This window comes from Legionella saoudiensis (assembly GCF_001465875.1).
GTDB classification, from domain to species: domain Bacteria; phylum Pseudomonadota; class Gammaproteobacteria; order Legionellales; family Legionellaceae; genus Legionella; species Legionella saoudiensis.
This window is the reverse complement of the sequence record NZ_LN901324.1, coordinates 348,658-366,027: the sequence shown is the minus strand read 5'-3', so window position 1 is coordinate 366,027 and position 17,370 is coordinate 348,658. Positions and strand designations below refer to the sequence as shown.

The following is a 17,370-nucleotide window of genomic DNA, read 5'->3' as shown; positions in this document are numbered from 1 at the left end:
TTATTTAATAGTTATATACTTCCACCCGGCACCCTAGCATTCACTTAAAAAAAATTCAATAGCTAGGGTATTTTAAAACATGGCACGCTAAGCCTCTACCACCAAATTTGCATAAGCCAGAACAAGCCACTTAACCCCATGTTCACTAAATTTAACCTGCACTCGGGTATGCGCCCCGCTTCCCTCAACGGCAAGAACGACCCCCTGCCCAAATTTTGCATGAGATACACTCTGCCCCAAAGGCAATCCTGCTTCTTGAGCTTGGGTTTTAGCAATCATCGGCTCTTTATTTCGTGGAGCATAACTCGTAGGAGTCGATGATTGAAAACGTGCTTTAACACGCACTTCATCCAACAGCTCTTGCGGCAATTCCCTTAAAAATCGAGACGGACGATGATACTCTTCCCGCCCATATTGCCGTCTTACTTCAGCATAAGACAAAATTAGTTTCTTCATTGCCCGAGTCATGCCTACATAACATAAGCGACGTTCCTCCTCTAAACGGCCAGGCTCTTCCATAGATTGTTTTCCGGGAAATACTCCCTCTTCCAAACCTACTAAAAAGACGATAGGAAACTCCAAACCTTTAGCAGCATGCAAGGTCATTAAATGCACAGAGCGTTCATGATCATCAGCTTGCAGTTCACCTGCCTCTAAAGAAGCATGCGCTAAGAAGGCATTAACTAAGGGCAGTTCTTCATCTTCTTCTTGCTCATAACGGAATTGCTTCGCGGCATTGATCAATTCTTGCAAGTTATCAAGACGAGATTCTGATTTATCTCCTTTGATCTTACTAAAGTGTGCATATAGGCCGCTCATTTGAATTACTGAGGATAATTGTTCATCCAGTTCCATATCAGCTGTATTACGTTGTAACTCCTCAATGAGATCAATAAATTTCATTAATGAGGAACCTGCCCGTTGTGGTAAAGCTCCGGATTGCAGTAAATCTTTAGCAGCATGCCATAAAGAAGATTCTTTTGTTTTTGCATGAAGACGTATGTCGTCCAAAGTTTTTTCACCAATGCCTCGCGTTGGGAAGTTTACTACCCGTTCAAACGCAGTATCATCTCCTGGATTAACCAGTAAACGTAAATAGGCTAAAGTATCTTTCACTTCGGCTCGATCAAAGAAGCGCAAACCACCATAAATACGATAAGCAATACCCGCGCGCAAAAGCGCTTCTTCAATTACCCGTGACTGCGCATTGGAACGATATAAAATAGCAATTTCATCAGCGCTAGCGCCTTGGTTAATTTCCATCATAATGCGTTCGCTCACGAAGCGCGCCTCTTCCAACTCGTTAAACGCGCTAAACACTAAAATCTTTTCACCAGCACCACCTGCCGTCCATAAGTCTTTCCCCATACGTGAGTTGTTATGTGTAATTAGGGCATTGGCTGCATCGAGAATAGTCGATGTGGAACGATAATTTTGCTCTAGGCGAATAATTTGTGTTCCTTTAAAGTCTTGAGCAAATTGTTGTATATTTTCAACCTTAGCTCCGCGCCAACCGTAAATAGACTGATCATCATCACCTACTGCCAGCACGGCAGTGTTTTCTCCTGCTAAAAGGCGGATCCAAGCATATTGAATCGTATTGGTGTCTTGGAACTCATCAACCAAGATTGCCTGAAAACGCTGCCGGTAATGTGCCAAAATATCTGGATTATCACGCAGTAATTCATGTGTACGAAGTAATAATTCAGCAAAATCAATAACTCCTGCTGTCTGGCATGCTTGCTCATAGGCAGTATAAATCGCCAACAAGGTTCTACCAGGACCATAACTTAGCGTGTGTACGTGTTGTGGTCGGATACCTTCATCTTTGCGTCCATTAATAAAGGCTTGGGCCTGTTTCACTGGCCATTGCTCTGAATCTAAATTTAATGCAGCAATAACCCGTTTAATTACCCGGGCCTGATCTTCGGAATCCAGAATATGAAATTGCTCGGGCAAATTCGCTTCTTTATAGTGACGACGTAATAAGCGATGGCATAAGCCATGGAATGTACCTACCCATAAACCCAATACTGGAGTTGCTAATATGTTGTTAAGTCGCGTACGCATCTCACCTGCTGCTTTATTGGTGAACGTTACAGCAAGAATACCATGGGGTGAAAGCTGTTCTTTTTCAATTAACCAAGCGATACGGCTAACTAAAACTTTCGTCTTACCACTACCTGCTCCAGCCAAAACCAAAGTGTTACCAAGCGGTGCTGAAACCGCTTCGCGTTGTCGTTCATTCAGGCCATTGAGAAGTGCAGCAATACTCATACTATTATTCCAACAAAAAACTGTGGGCGTATTATCTTCAATTTAGTATATAAAAACTATAAAAATATTGCCTTTTGCAGGAGGCCTATGGCCCGACAAGGGCCGTAAGCAGCACCAAGGCCACCTACTGTTTTCCGCGAGCCCTTGCATTCCGATGATTCCCAGAGCAGAATAAGGACATAAACCCCATTGATTCTTTAAAGGATTAAGATGCATTCTCTCTACCCAGCCATCAAACCATACAAACAACATGAGTTGAAAGTCAGCGATTTGCATACATTATATATAGAAGAAACCGGCAATCCTGAAGGACTCCCCGTAATTGTTTTGCATCAGGGACCTGGTGGCTGCTCATCAGAAGGTTACCTCCGTCGTTTTTTTGATCCACAGCATTATCGCATAATTTTATTTGATCAACGTGGTTGTGGTCGTTCTACTCCCCATTTAGAAATCAGGGAAAATACGACTCCTTTATTGTTGGATGATATTGATGCTATTAGAGACTATTTAGGGTTATCCGAATTTATATTATCTGGTGGCGGCTGGGGTTCTTTAATCGCCCTGCTTTATGCGCAAAAGTACCCTCAACAAATTAAAACATTATTGTTACATCAAATCTTTTTAGGTCGCCGGCAAGATGATGATTGGTTCTATCGGGAAGGTGCCAGCCTAGTTTATCCTGATTATTGGCAAGAATTTATTAGTTGTGTTCCACACCATATGCGCGATGCAATTCCTCAATATTATGCTCAATGCTTACAAGGTACTAATGACTTAGCTCGCATGAGTGCCGCAAAAAACTGGGCGCTTTGGGAAGCCCGATGCAGCAGCCTACAACCTCATCTGTACGTGATTGACCAGTATAGTGATCCACATTTTGCACTAGCTCTGGCAACCTTGGAGACACATTACATCATCAATAATTATTTTATTGAAGAAAATCAGGTATTGGAGAATGCCCATAAAATAAGACATATTCCGACCTATATAGTACATGGACGATTTGACCTTATCTCGCCACTTGCCGCAGCATATGAGTTACATCAGGCGATCCCTGCTTCTAATTTAAGAATTGTACGTGATGCGGGTCATTCGGATAGAGAATCAGGAATTATCGATGCGATCATTTATGCCAGTAAAGAAATTTCCAAACAAGGGCTTGATGCATGCTAACTGTAATTCAGCGAGTTAGTGAAGCTCGTGTTGATATTAATAAAGAAACAGTGGGTCAAATAAATCAGGGGTTGATGATACTTTGTGGTTTTGAACCTAGTGATAGTATACAAACCATAGAAAAAATGCTGCAAAAATGCATCAGCTATCGCCTATTTAATGATAAACAAGGCAAAATGAATTTAAGCCTTAAAGAGGTTAACGGTGGTTTATTATTGGTACCTCAATTCACCTTAATGGCAGATACTCAAAAAGGATTACGTCCCAGCTTTTCAAACGCAGCACCTCCTGAGTTAGGCCGGCAATTATTTGATCATTTATTGACTCGGGCAGCACAACTTTACCCAGGAACACAAAGCGGTTGCTTTGGTGCTGACATGCAAGTTCATTTATGCAATGATGGTCCGGTTACCTTTTTAATGCAATTTTAAATCTACTCGTTTGCAAGAACGGTAAACTCGTGTAACATCATTCCTAAGTTTAATAAGTTATAAAAATCATGCGATTAAAATTAATAAGCATCAGTTTGGCAGGAAGCCTTGCATTAGCGGGCTGTGTAACTAAAGGAACAAACCCCGCGGATCCTTATGAATCATTTAACCGCAAAGTATATAAGTTCAATTCGGCACTTGATAAAGTAGTTTTAAAACCATCAGCAAAAGTATATCGCGCTGTACTTCCTGCCTTTGTTCGCAAAGGGGTAAATAATTTTTACAGTAACCTGGATCTAATCCCCACTGTTGGTAATGACCTTTTACAAGCTGAAGGCAAGTGGGCCATTAGAGATACCTGGCGTTTCCTCATCAACTCAACTCTAGGAGTGGGTGGTATTTTGGATGTAGCTCAAGAATTTGGCTTGCAACCGCACTCTAATGATTTGGGTCTTACCTTGGCAAAATGGGGCGATAAGAACTCTCCTTATTTGGTTCTTCCCCTCTTAGGCCCAAGTACCATTCGTGATGGTGCAGGATGGTTATTCCAATTCGCCCTGTACAGTCCCTACGTGTACATTGATAATGACGCGGTGGTCTATAGCTTACTGGCATTACGCTATGTTGATCTACGTGCCCAGTTGCTAGATACTGACCGCATTATGGATGAAGCTTTAGATAAATACGCATTCATGCGCGATGCATATCTACAACACCGTAACTACCTCATTTCAGGCGCTGAGCAAGATAATGGCGAGCTTTATGTTGATGATGTTGAAGCTGATAAGAATGCGGCAGCAGTAAATCCGGGTAGTGATTACGTAGATGAGTAATTGCAACCAGGGTTTCTCGTAAATACTCAGGAAAATGTTGCTGATTGATTGATCGAAGCCTGAAACTCTGGGTTGCTTCACTTCGTTCGCAATGACGGGATTTGAAGACCAATTGGGCAAATCCCATTATTTTACGTAAATCTCGTCATTACTGATGACAGGATTTAAGGACTAATTGTTCAAAATCCATCATTTTACGTAAATCTCGTCATTACTGATGACAGGATTTAAGGACCAATTGTTTAAAATCACACCACTTTACGCAAATCGCGTCATTGCGAGAAACTTAGTGACGAAGCAACCAGGGTACGTGGCACCGCCATGGAATGTCGCACCCTATCATTAGTGAACTAAAATTGCGGGACTAATCGCGCAAATCCCGTCTGGGTTATCGCTATTAGCACAGCAATGACGACAGTGAAACGTATCTCGTGAACTTAATCACGCTTGCAAACAACCAGACTACTTTTTCGGAAACTAAGATAAACAAATACGTTTAAGACCTTGCAAGAAATCACCCGCAATATCTAATCCTGTAGCAGCAGTAATCTCTCTTAGACAAGTAGGACTAGTTACATTAATTTCAGTTAAATAATCGCCAATCACATCAATGCCAACAAAGTACAAGCCTTTAGCTTTCAATGTGGGACCAATTTGCTGGCAAATCCAACGATCACGCTCATTAATTGGCACTACTTCGCCTCGTGCCCCAGCCGCCAAATTCCCACGCAATTCTCCTTGAGCAGGGATACGAGCTAAAGCATAAGGTACCGGCTCGCCATTAATGACTAAAATACGCTTATCCCCTGCCGTTGTAATTTCAGGTATATAACGTTGTGCAATAATAGTTCGTGTCTGGTGCTCTGTGAGTACTTCTAAAATAACGGATAGATTTCGTCCGTGCGCATCTACATGGAAAACGGAGCTCCCTCCCATCCCTTCGGCTGGTTTAAAAATAACTTGTTGGTGCATTTCCCAAAAAGAGCGGAGCTTCTTTATATCACGTGAAACTAAAGTTGTTGGGCAACATTGCGGAAAATTTAGCGTAAAAAATTTCTCGTTAGCATCGCGCAAGCTTTGTGGTTTATTTGCTACCAGAACCCCTTCACGCTCAGCAAGCTCCAATTGGTAGGTTGTGTAAATATATTCAGTATTAAACGGGGGATCTTTACGCATTAAAATAATGTCAAAATCAGCTAAGGGTTTTTCACCCAAATCATTAGTTTGTGCCCAGTCTCGGCTATGCTCATCCCCAATAGCGATTTCATAAACACGCGCATAAGCACGGCCTTCACGACAAAAAAGATCCTGCTGGGTAAAATAAACGCAAGACCAACCTAGGTCCTGCGCTCTTTTGATCATAGCGATAGTCGTATCTTTATAAGGTTTTAAATGTTCTAAGGGATCTATTAATACGGCTAGTCTCATTATTCGCCCCCAATTGCATCGATTTCACGAGCTGCAGCAAGAGCAGCTAATCGCGCAATGACACCATATACATAAAAGCGATTAGGACAATCCACTACTTCCAATTCATCTGAAGGAATATTACAAGCTTGAGCAAAGGCTAATGGTTCAAAATGCATTCCGGGGGCATTAAGATTTTCATCAATACCTCGTTCCTGATGCACTCGATAAAAACCCCCAACCACAAATTGCCCAATCATATAAACAACAGGTTCAGCAACTGCTCCATTGGGCATGGTTTCAAAAGTATAGACTCCTTCTTGAATGATCACGCGTTCTACCTTTTGACTGCCTTTACTGGCAGACATTTTAGTTCGTTGCTTTCTATTCAATTGGCGCACTTGCTCGGCATTATGCACCATCATTACACTCATTCCATAAGTACCATTATCCGCTTTTATTACCACAAATGGTTTCTCTTTAATTCCATAAGTAGCATATTTGTCTTGTATTGATTTAAGAAGCTTGTCTACTTCCATTGCCAACTGTTCAATGCCTTCCTGAGCCATAAAATCGACTCCGTCAATCGCACTAAAATATGGATTAATAAGCCAAGAATCCATACCGACTAATTCAGAAAACTCTGAGGCTACTTCATCAAAAAAACTAAAGTGGCTGGATTTTAATCGGGAAGACCAACCTAATTTTTCGGTAGGTCTGATTGTTTGCTGTAAGCCTTGTAAGATTTCCGGTATTCCTTGAGACAAGTCATTATTCAGCATTAAAAAGCAGGGATTAAAATCAGATAAACCAACCCGATCACCCTGTCTTTGTATTGGCTCAATTAACAACGTATCACCACTTTCAAGAGTAATTTCTGTAGGCTCTTTAAGATCCGGATCCAAACTGCCAATGCGTACAACAAAGCCTGCTTTGCTAAAAATCGTCCGCAATACATGCAAACTTTGCATGTAAAATTTATTGCGCGTATGACTTTCTGGAAGCAGGAGAATCCGAGTGCAGTAAGGAACATAATCAGCTAAAACAGATTGGGCTGCTTGGATGCATAAAGGAAGAAAATCAGGATTTAAATTATTAAATCCTGCCGGAAATAAATTAGTATCTACTGGCGCTAATTTGAAGCCTGCTTGACGTAAATCAACAGAAGAAGTTAAAGGCGGAGGCGTTAGTTTCCATTGCTTTCTAAACCAAGATTCAATTGCAGCAACTTGATTTAAAACAACTTTTTCAACGTGATGTAAAGGGCCTGGATTAGCTGTGGTTAAATGAGGAACAGGGACTTCAGAAGCGTTCATGTTATCTCTCTTATTATTTTTATTCACCCGCATGTTACCGAGGTTAGCAAAGAAATAAAAGATCTCAACCATTTTCTGTTATTATATTATTACTTGATTTTTATAGAGAAGGAGACAGCAAGTGATCTCTGAGCTGGCAAAACAGTTTACTACTCAAATTCAAACTTTTTTTTATCTAATTATGATCATTAATGGAATTTTGCATTTAGTTTTTGCAGGTGCTGTTGCTCGTGATGCAGGCAGCATGAATCGCCTGGGGCAGAAAACAGTCCTCGTATCTGCATCAACCTGGGCATTTGCAACTTTAATCGGTGGTGTATTCACTGCAACCATTTACTGGCTATTACATCACTCCACATTAACACGACCCCAAATAAGAGAAGTACGTTATGACAAACCCTAAGATAAAAACGATTGATGTGCATGAATTGAAAAATAAAATGGAACAAAACCCTCAATTATGCCTTATCGATGTTCGAGAGCAAGAAGAATGGCAATCTGTTCGCATACCGAATGCAATTCATATTCCTAAAGACAGCATCAGCTCAAATATTGAAGCACATATGATGGATAAAGAAAGCCCCATTTATCTTCATTGCAAAGGTGGTATACGTTCTTTATATGCGGCTCAGTGTTTAATAGATTTAGGGTATCAAGAAGTTTATTCCGTAGATGGCGGCATTATGGAATGGGCTATGTTCGGTTATCCTATAGAGCAATAAATTACCCAGAGGATCTCCTAACAGGCGTACATGTATAAGGCCTTAACGGAGATCCGTCATTGTAAGCTATTATGATGATATAACTAAGAGGCTTAAGTTACTCCACACAAAGAACAAATAAATTATGTTCTGCTTCTAGATCATTATGGTTCGAAATTTGCCCTCTTTCCTCCGCTACTTCGGTGCGAAACATTCCAATTTTGCTTACCTCTACCTTGGTTTTACATTCTTTTTTTGCAAAATCCATGACTTTCTTTTCTAGTGTCGCAACACGAGCAATTAATTCACCAATAAAATCTTCCACAACAAATCCTTCTATTCGTTCACTCGAAAATGCTATGGAGGGGACAACCGTTTTCGAAACCTGGGGCTCTTGTGATCTATCCATCACTAAATATCCATGTTCAGGGTTCTGAGGATCTCGGTAAGTCTGCTTCAAAATAAAAAGTTTTAAACTAGTATACATTACTGATGCTTCATTATTCGTAGGGAAATTACTACGATTAATGCCCAGTGCTGTTCCCAAAAGACTAAAGAACTTACTATTATCGACCGAAGTAACAAAGGATGCCCAATAATTACTCCAAGAAGCTTTTGAATCATAGGACTGATTAATAATATCGCGAACATAGCATGCAGCGGCATTAAGTAAATATTCACTATGTCCTAATGTCTCAGGCTGGGTTAAAATCTGCTCATCCAAACAGCGAATAACTGTTAATAAAAAAGCGATTTGAGAACGCCTTATTGCGGAAATCTCACTGTATTTTTTTTCCCATACAGAGGGCTCAACATTTTTTTCTATTAAATACGCATTAATGAGGTCTGTTACGTCATAATATTTGTAATACCTTGCTAAGGACTTAATACTATTAATAATATTTTGCTTTAGTAAATCATATTTCACTAATGTAAAAGCCATTTCATTCCTCCATAAACTTCATCAACTTCTAAATACAGCCATCCGCATAAGCACCAATAGGAGGCGCAATAGAAAAAGCAACCGCGTTACTAAATTTATACCTGAGAGGCCTAGATAAAAATTCCGTTCTCAATGAATTCTAAACTAATTAATGTGAGTCCGATATAAAAAATAATGTTATTTTTTATAGCAAACCTAATCTATTTTGATCGCCCTTCATTCCTAATTTATGGTTGCATTAACCTAGTACATTAAGTTAAGTTACCCATTCCCCCATTCGAGGTGCCCTCTTATGAAAAAATATATCTGCTCTGCGCTGTTAACATTGAGCTGTTTTAATATCTATGCCGAAAGCAATCAACCTAAATTAGTTGTACAAATAGTAGTTGATCAATTACGCGGCGATTTAATTCATAAATATCAACACCAGTTTGGTAATGCAGGATTTAATTATTTATTAACCCATTCTATCAATTATAATAATGCGCATCATCCTCATGCGAATACCACTACTTGTGCAGGACATGCCACGATTTCAACTGGTAGTTACCCGGCAATGCATGGCATTATCAATAATGACTGGTATGACAGAAAATCCAAACAAATGCTCTATTGCATGGAAGATTTGAAAACGCAAATCTTACCCACACAACATACTAAAACAAACATTCCCGGCCGCTCGCCAAGAAATTTATACGCCTCAACTCTAAGTGACGAAATAATCCTAGCAAAAAAAGGACGAGCCTTTGGCGTTTCCTTTAAAGATCGTTCAGCAATAGCGCTTGCAGGGCATGCAGGCGAGGCTTTTTGGTTTGATACAACTAATGGTGGTTTTATAACCAGTAGTTATTATGCTCGCCAATACCCCAACTGGGTACAAAATTGGAATCAGCACTACCAATCTCCCAATTTTGACTGGAACCTAAGCAAACCAAAAGCAGAGTATCAAAATGCAAATGCCCCTATATTCCCTCAAGCAGACCAAGCTTTTGGGCAAAGTTTTCCTCATCATGTACGACATCAAGAAAATCAAGACTATTTCAAAGGACTATCTAAAACACCAAAAGCAGATCAATTGACGGCAAGCTTTGCCGAACAATTATTAACGGAAGAGAAGCTTGGACTAAGTGTAAACCAAACTGATTATTTAGCCATTAGTTTTTCTGGGGTGGATGCAATTGGGCATCAATTTGGTCCTAACAGCCTTGAGGCTGAAGATAATTTATTAGAATTAGATAAAACATTAACACATCTTCTTGGGGTAATTGATAAGCAAGTTGGATTAAACAATACGTTAATTGTACTTACCGCTGATCATGGCGTTAACGATGGTCCTACTTATCTTAAAGCCCATAATATCATTGAAATACAGCCCGTTAAAATTGCCGAGATTGAGCAATTCATTCATAAAACTCTAAAAAAGCATTACAAACTTCCTAAGAAATCCCTCTTATCCGTTATGCCGCCTTATGTTTATCTGGACCATCACGTAATAAAAAAACATCAGTTAAGTCCTCGTAAGGTAAGTAATTATCTGGCTCAGCAATTAACGTTGAAACCCGGAATATTTAAAGCCTATCCTCTTCCTGTTACCCAAATTGAAAAAGATTGGCTAAGCGCAAAAGTAAATAAAATGTATTATCCATATCGAGCTGGAGATGTGTACATAGTACAACCTCCCAATCAATCCAATGGAGCTAAAGGCATTTATCGAATTTCCCATGGTAGTCCATGGAATTATGACAGTTATGTGCCTTTATTGTTTGTACATCCAAGTTTTAAAGCTCAGCGTATTTTCCGCAAAGTTTATACTACAGATATTGCAACAACCTTATCTTCTTTGCTGATGATCAAAGCCCCTTCAGCTGCAGTTGGGCAGCCATTAGAAGAAGTCTTAGATGCGTTTAATGACCATCAAGAAGCGTTGAAAAGCAAGTGATCCTGCGGGATTTACGACGAAGAATCTCCTGAATTGGCTGGTATCAATTCCATGTCACATTAAGGAGATCCCTCGCGGCACTTGGAATGACGAGCCGTTCAAAGCAATAAGTAAGTGCCATTAGTTGCTGATAATCAGATCTCCCAAACAGCAGTGTAAAAACCTAAATTCAGGGGAGAAAATCCTGGTTTCAAGCAATCAGACTCTATTGTTGTTGAATTAAAGATTGAATTTAATACAAAAAACAATTAACATTTGTACCAAAATTTAAGCGATATCATCATGAACAAAGAAGTCATTATTATTGGGATTTCAGGCCCGTCTGCGTCTGGTAAAAGCCTTTTTGCAAATACTATTGTTAACGAGTTAGGTTCCGATCATGTAGTAGTAATCTCTGAAGATGCTTACTACAAAGATAATGGGCATTTGCCTTTCGCGGATCGCGAAAAAATAAATTATGATCATCCCGATTCATTTGATCATGCGCTCTTATGTGAGCATTTACGCCAGCTTAGAGAAGGCAAGCCTGTAGAGATTCCTATTTATTCTCATTCAAAACACCTTCGATTGCCCGAAACCCGAACAATTGGCAAACATGCTATTATTATCCTGGAGGGTATTTTACTCTTTAGTGATAAAGAATTACGTGACATTATGGACATTCGAATTTTCATGTCTACTCCACTGGATGTTTGTCTAACACGACGTTTAAAAAGAGATGTTGTAGAACGCCATAGAACATTTGAGTCTGTAGTTCACCAATATGAGACAACCGTACGTCCTATGTACTTGCAGTTTATTGAACCATCAAGCCGTTATGCAGACATTATTGTTCCTCGTGGCGGTGAAAATAGAATTGCTATCGAAATGATTCAAGCAAAAATGCGTGAATTATTAGCTTCACATACTAATACCAAATAGTGATAGGAGAATAACTGTGGGTTTTTTAGCTGGTAAAAAAGCACTGATCATTGGTCTAGCGAGCAACCGATCCATTGCTTATGGAATTGCCAAAGCCTTTCATGAACAAGGTGCTGAATTAGCATTCACCTACCAAAACGACCGCTTAAAAGAGCGTGTTGAATCCATGGCTGCTGAATTTAATTCAAAGCTTGTCTTCCCTTGTGATGTTGCTCATGATGAAGAAATTAAAGCTCTTTTTGCTAGCTTAGGACAGCATTGGGATAAATTAGATAACTTAGTTCATTCTGTAGCTTATGCACCCGCAGATCAAATAAGCGGCGACTTTGTAAGCTCTTGTACGCGTGAAGGCTTTAAAATTGCCCATGACATCAGCGCATACAGCCTAGTTGCTCTAGCACAAGCAGCCCTACCCATGATGGAGGGAACTGAAGGTTCCATCATTACTCTTACATACTATGGCGCTGAAAAAGCTGTACCTAATTATAATGTTATGGGTATTGCCAAAGCGAGCTTAGAAGCTTCTGTACGTTATTTAGCATCAAGTTTAGGGCAACGAGGTTTACGTGTGAATGCTATTTCTGCAGGACCAATTAAGACGTTAGCTGCAGCAGGCATCAAAGATTTTCGTAAGATTCAAACTGCATATGCCAATATCACACCCTTGCATAGAAACGTAACCATTGAAGAGGTAGGCAATACCGCTGCATTTTTATGTTCAAGCTTAGCATCGGGGATTACTGGCGAGGTGGTGCACGTTGATGCGGGTTACCATGCCGTTTCTACAATGAGTGATTTAGCTTAATAAAAACAGCAACAGCTAATCCCTCTCCTCAGCGCGGGAGAGGGATTTCTCCTACAACTAAATGTATTATTACCTGTAAGGTAAGCGTTCATGAGATATGTAAATTTCGTCAATTGCGAGCCATGACGAAGCAACAGAACAATACTTCGTTAAGACTCAGTACTGGGTTGCTTCACTTTGTTCGCAATGACATTTAATTAGAATACATACAGCGTGAACGCCTACGCTGTAAGTTAAGAGATGAGCTGTAGCTTTGTCTCGAGACCAGGCTCATCAGCAGCGACGAAAGCACACTTCTGCGAAGGAATAATTGGCATCGATTTTACAGAGTCCACAGAGCGTACTTCCAGCTTATCATATAACCCCTCAAAGCTCTCTTTATCAAGAGATATTTGCACCCTAAGCCAATGTTTTACCTTTGCAGCATTAGGTGTATTTATCCTTGCAGCCTCTTCAGTAAGATATAATTTTCTCACAGGATATACCGCCCGGGGGAAAAATTGAGGAATCGTATTTTCATAAAAAGGTGCATAGAGAGCAAACTCCCTCACTTCTAAATTAGAAAATAATAAGTCCGTAATTTTAGCTTTATCCCTTTCCATAATACTCGTATATAAGGATTTTGCGTCAAGTTCTCTACTTAATAGAGCCTCTTTAAGCATGGCTGCGCGTACCAAAGGTTGGCATGCAAGGTCAGTAAGGCAAAGCTTAATCCACTGGAGTTGATCGGTCGCAACGATTTTAAGAACGCGACATACATAGCTTACCCTTAATAATGATTTTGCATCTAAAAATTGCAGTATATGCCCAATCATCTCGACAGGTAAGCTATCCATAGTTTGTTTATATTTTTAGTAAATGATTATTAATTATACACGGAAAACTGTGTATCATTCAATATTTTTGAGCTCGGCTCTACTAATCCAGAACTATGACTCTGTACACTTAACGCGGTAATGGATGGGGTCACTACTCCATCATTGATATTTAATTCAATTTTACTTTGAACCCGCATTAATGGAGGAACATGATAATTCCCTAATTTATCTTTTATCTTTTCCGGATTTTCTTCTAATATCAATTGGCCTTTGCCATTACTCACATATACATTAGCATCCATATTAATAGAGTAAATTACAGACTCGTAGGAGAATACCACTTTACCATTCTCGATGCTCCATGCTTGCTGTAAGCTTTCCGTATTTACTAATGAAGATGGTGTCGGAGTAAATTCACCGCTTATCAATAATAAATCTAAAAAGCGATTCATATCTTGCCCACCATTCGCCTCCAGCCACTGTTTAATAACTTTTTGTTCTTCTAATGAATAAGAACTTCCCTTAACCAGGTAGTCTAATAAATCCTGTACCTCTTCATCGGATCTCGCAGTGATGCCTCGAATGCAAATATCTCTTTTAAAATCTCGATAAGCTTTTGTCGGTTCAGATTGTAACGGCGTGTGATGAGCCTGCCACTCTCCTATACTTTGATTCATAACCTCACCTAACTCCTCATCAAGAGGATAGTTATAACTCCAAATTACAGGGGCTTTTTTAACCTTTTCATATTTTTCTTCATTTTTTAAAAACTGATAACGAGAAGAAATTAATTCAACCAAAGCATGATGTACTGCACCAAAATACTCATCAGACTTGACTGGAACAGGACCAGCAGAGGAAATAACACTAATTGGCTTTTGAGCTCGCTCTTGAGCAGGAAGAATAAACTCCCCTTTTTGCACCATCTTATCAGCCATGGTCATTACTTTATTACTTTGTGAGGAAAAAAAAGAGGATTGAGGTCTGATTTTTATGGTTTCAATATAATGTACCGCCTCATAAAGCTTAGCAATATTAACTTCATCACTTGAAGAACTTTGTTTTAATAACGATTTAATATAAATAAAATGCGTATTAACCGCTTCATCAGGATGGGGAAAATTTTTTTCTATGTAGGCGATAATACCATTTACACGGTTATGAAGCCCATCAACCTTATCTCGCATTTGGTTCACTTTGTAAAATAAATATGCTCTATCTTAGATCACGAAATGTTAACCAAATATTAAATAATTGCCCCACTTAAGTGACTTTACACTTTTTTTTCACTTGTGATTAAATTGACGTATATCGTAAAAAAAATTACCATGCGTTTAGATGGAAAAGGCGCAAAAAGAAAATAAAAAAAGCATTTATTAATATTTTCTTAAGCTCCGTTTGTTATATTACATTGTTTTGAATTTAGAAAAAGTGCAACGAAAATGGCTGATAAAAAATTAGAAATTGTTGCTTCCTCAATTGAGCAAGATCAACAAACTGTAGCGAGCCAATGGGCTAATACATTTTTACATAATAATCCCAATGATGTGGGCACGCAGATCATGCAATTATTAAGTGCCTGTGTCGCGATGGGAGACTTTAAAACCCGCTCGGCTTTTTCTTCATCGGAAGAATTACACGCACCGAACGATCAATTAACTATTGCGGATTATTTATCTCACGCTAGCCGTATTATTCTGGATTACCAAGAGCTTTCTGAAACTCATAGAGCTGAGTTATTAAGCTATTTTCCTAATCCTAATTCAGCTAATACTGTAGTTTCTCGTTCAGCAACTCATAATGTATACCGTTCTGATGCAAAGACTATTGTTGAAGGGAAAGGATTAATGATTGGCTTGCGCGGGCAATTACCCTCTATGCTCAATACTCCTCGTGACTTCGGGGTTAATATCGCCATGGGTGGTGAGGGCCAAAAGAATTTCTATGGCAAAACGATTTCTGCTAATGGATTTAGTGGGCATGTTTATTTTCACAAAAATGAGCCAGATAATTTATTAATGGTTGGACTGGAGCAAAGTGCGCCTGCTGCATCTATTTTTGAATTATTTACTGGGCATCAAACATCCCATGCAAATGAACAGCAGGAACATGACCAATTTGATCAAGGACATTCGCTCATTGGAGCCTCTGATGTATATACAGCTGCTGCTTCATTATATTTTAGCGATCCGGTGTATCAAGCTAAACTGGTTTTGGAAAAGGGATGCTTCCCACCTGAAAAATACGGTGCAATGCAAGTTAAACTAACTGATGCGAACTGGCCTGCCATTAAGGGTTTTATAGACGAGCTTAAGGCTGCGGCAAACCGCCACGCGGAAGGTGAGCTCTTAGAGCATTTATTAAAAAAACCTGTAACTGCTAGTTCTGAAAAACAAGAATATGTAAGTTATATCGCTCTTGATTTTAAAACTTATTTAAAGCGTGTTTATAATAGCTTTATCAAAGAGAGTAATTTGAGTCAAATACAGCAAGTTGAACTTCAAGTCTTACAGGCGGCATTGCTCGAATTGATTCAAAGACTCCAGAACGGTAACGTTGGGGCCTATCAAGATTTTCTTATTCAAATTGATAAAATTACATCAACAGAACCAATACCTGCTCCATATAAAGAAGCGATTAAACGTATTGATGAATTGTTTAAGTTACAACTTAAACTAGATAATGGACTAAATGCCACCCATCAAGAATTAATGTTAAAAGCGCGATTTGAAGAGCTGCAGGATGAGCGCAATGAACTGGTGCAAAACATAATTGCCATCAAACAGTACTTTGAATCAGATTATATTAATAAAGATCCAGTTATTATCAAATTTCTTTCTGATTTAGAGCAACAATTATCTTTATTATTAAAACCCCAGGATGATTCCTTAGAAGTAACCCAAACTGATTTGACGCTAAGCGTAATCGTAGTTAATCCTGTATCTGAAGTTGGGGCAGAAAAAGTTAGAAATTTAGAACAGCAAATCAAACAGTGCCGTGCTCTTTTGAACCAAGCACCTAAACTGTACTCGCAAGCGGCAATGGATGAGCAACAGGAATTATTAAAACAAGAAAAAGACAGGAAACAGCAACTTGAACAAGAATTCGAACGCTATAAGTTAGAGATGGAAGCAGAAAAACAACGATTACAACGTGAATATCTTGAAACACAGCAACAGCTCCAACGCCAACTTGAAGAAGCACAGCAAAAGCTGCAGGCTGAAATTCAAGAGGCGCAACAACAATATGAGCAACTTAGAAAGCAAGGAAAAATAACTCAAGCACGTATGGCAAGAATTGCTCCAATTCTAAATGATATCGATAATCTGGTTGAGCTGAAGAATAATTTTGCCAAACAAAGGCTAGAACGCGCTGAACAAGAAGCTGAAGAGTTGATTTCTGCACTTCAGGGTATTATTACTCAATATTGTAATAATCCAACTGAAAATGAAGAAGAAGCTCTAGCCGATTTTAAGACTGAGTGTATTTTGGAGTTATCAAAACCTAGGGAAGAGCTAGACAAACATGAAAGCTCCAAACATATTATTTCAAATATACTATTGGCCCTTTCTTTATTAATTGTTGGCTATATTATCGCCGCTGGTGTAAATCGCGTGGCAACTGGCAATTTTACTTTTTTTAATAAAGATAATGCCGCATCGACTCTGAAAAAAAATGTTGCTGGTTTAACCCTAAAAGCTGAACCGCAAGTAAACCTGGCACAACATCAGGATGAAGAAATAATTATTGATACCAACTTAAAAAATAATATCTTCTAAAATCATGTAACCTGGTTGCCTTGCAAC

15 protein-coding genes are annotated in these 17,370 nt (G+C 39.2%); 9 read left to right on the top strand and 6 right to left on the bottom strand.

The genetic code is table 11. From position 1 onward, the window contains the following. Window positions 1-87: 87 nt before the first annotated feature. Window positions 88-2,277, bottom strand: a complete 2,190-nt coding sequence (gene uvrD / locus BN3124_RS10655) for a DNA helicase II (RefSeq protein ID WP_058534783.1) — start codon at window positions 2,275-2,277, stop codon at window positions 88-90. 210 nt (window positions 2,278-2,487) lie between these two features. On the opposite strand from uvrD, the gene pip reads away from it, so the two are divergent. The 3 genes from pip (at window position 2,488) to BN3124_RS10640 (ending at window position 4,714) form a co-directional block, all read left to right on the top strand. Next, window positions 2,488-3,450: a prolyl aminopeptidase gene (pip, locus tag BN3124_RS10650; RefSeq protein WP_058534782.1), complete on the top strand. Its 963-nt coding sequence runs from the start codon at window positions 2,488-2,490 to the stop codon at window positions 3,448-3,450. Continuing rightward, complete coding sequence (gene dtd, locus BN3124_RS10645; RefSeq protein WP_058534781.1) at window positions 3,444-3,881, top strand: D-aminoacyl-tRNA deacylase; 438 nt, start codon at window positions 3,444-3,446, stop codon at window positions 3,879-3,881. The genes pip and dtd overlap by 7 nt, the downstream gene beginning before the upstream one ends. Before the next feature lie 68 nt (window positions 3,882-3,949). Continuing rightward, complete coding sequence (locus BN3124_RS10640; protein WP_058534780.1) at window positions 3,950-4,714, top strand: MlaA family lipoprotein; 765 nt, start codon at window positions 3,950-3,952, stop codon at window positions 4,712-4,714. A gap of 477 nt (window positions 4,715-5,191) precedes the next feature. Here the strand turns inward: BN3124_RS10640 and gshB are convergent, their stop codons facing one another. Further along, on the bottom strand, window positions 5,192-6,142 hold the full coding sequence (gene gshB, locus BN3124_RS10635) for a glutathione synthase (protein WP_058534779.1): 951 nt from the start codon (window positions 6,140-6,142) through the stop codon (window positions 5,192-5,194). Then, window positions 6,142-7,437 carry a glutamate--cysteine ligase gene (gene gshA, locus BN3124_RS10630; protein ID WP_058534778.1) on the bottom strand — a complete coding sequence of 432 codons (1,296 nt, stop codon included), beginning with the start codon at window positions 7,435-7,437 and terminating at the stop codon, window positions 6,142-6,144. Before gshA ends, gshB begins: the two co-directional genes overlap by 1 nt. Window positions 7,438-7,558: 121 nt before the next feature. On the opposite strand from gshA, the gene BN3124_RS10625 reads away from it, so the two are divergent. Together BN3124_RS10625 and BN3124_RS10620 are read left to right on the top strand one after the other, a co-directional pair. Further along, on the top strand, window positions 7,559-7,840 hold the full coding sequence (locus BN3124_RS10625) for a hypothetical protein (protein ID WP_058534777.1): 282 nt from the start codon (window positions 7,559-7,561) through the stop codon (window positions 7,838-7,840). Then, complete coding sequence (locus BN3124_RS10620) at window positions 7,827-8,159, top strand: rhodanese-like domain-containing protein (protein WP_058534776.1); 333 nt, start codon at window positions 7,827-7,829, stop codon at window positions 8,157-8,159. The genes BN3124_RS10625 and BN3124_RS10620 overlap by 14 nt, the downstream gene beginning before the upstream one ends. A gap of 97 nt (window positions 8,160-8,256) precedes the next feature. On the opposite strand, the gene BN3124_RS10615 is transcribed toward BN3124_RS10620, so the two are convergent. Then, window positions 8,257-9,081 carry a hypothetical protein gene (locus BN3124_RS10615; protein ID WP_058534775.1) on the bottom strand — a complete coding sequence of 275 codons (825 nt, stop codon included), beginning with the start codon at window positions 9,079-9,081 and terminating at the stop codon, window positions 8,257-8,259. Between the two features lie 292 nt (window positions 9,082-9,373). Between BN3124_RS10615 and BN3124_RS10610 the strand changes: the two genes are divergently transcribed. From BN3124_RS10610 to BN3124_RS10600, 3 genes are all read left to right on the top strand, one after another. After that, window positions 9,374-11,020, top strand: a complete 1,647-nt coding sequence (locus tag BN3124_RS10610) for an alkaline phosphatase family protein (RefSeq protein ID WP_058534774.1) — start codon at window positions 9,374-9,376, stop codon at window positions 11,018-11,020. A gap of 282 nt (window positions 11,021-11,302) precedes the next feature. After that, complete coding sequence (gene udk / locus BN3124_RS10605; RefSeq protein ID WP_058534773.1) at window positions 11,303-11,941, top strand: uridine kinase; 639 nt, start codon at window positions 11,303-11,305, stop codon at window positions 11,939-11,941. Between the two features lie 16 nt (window positions 11,942-11,957). Further along, on the top strand, window positions 11,958-12,746 hold the full coding sequence (locus BN3124_RS10600) for an enoyl-ACP reductase FabI (protein ID WP_058534772.1): 789 nt from the start codon (window positions 11,958-11,960) through the stop codon (window positions 12,744-12,746). 233 nt (window positions 12,747-12,979) lie between these two features. On the opposite strand, the gene BN3124_RS10595 is transcribed toward BN3124_RS10600, so the two are convergent. Both BN3124_RS10595 and BN3124_RS10590 read right to left on the bottom strand, forming a co-directional pair. Then, window positions 12,980-13,582 (bottom strand): F-box-like domain-containing protein, encoded by a 603-nt coding sequence (locus tag BN3124_RS10595; protein WP_078061541.1) that lies wholly within the window; start codon window positions 13,580-13,582, stop codon window positions 12,980-12,982. A 29-nt stretch (window positions 13,583-13,611) separates the two neighbouring features. Beyond that, on the bottom strand, window positions 13,612-14,751 hold the full coding sequence (locus tag BN3124_RS10590) for a hypothetical protein (protein WP_058534771.1): 1,140 nt from the start codon (window positions 14,749-14,751) through the stop codon (window positions 13,612-13,614). 255 nt (window positions 14,752-15,006) lie between these two features. Here BN3124_RS10590 and BN3124_RS10585 point away from each other — a divergent pair, with 255 nt between their 5' ends. Beyond that, window positions 15,007-17,343 (top strand): hypothetical protein, encoded by a 2,337-nt coding sequence (locus tag BN3124_RS10585; protein ID WP_058534770.1) that lies wholly within the window; start codon window positions 15,007-15,009, stop codon window positions 17,341-17,343. The last annotated feature ends 27 nt before the right edge of the window (window positions 17,344-17,370 follow it).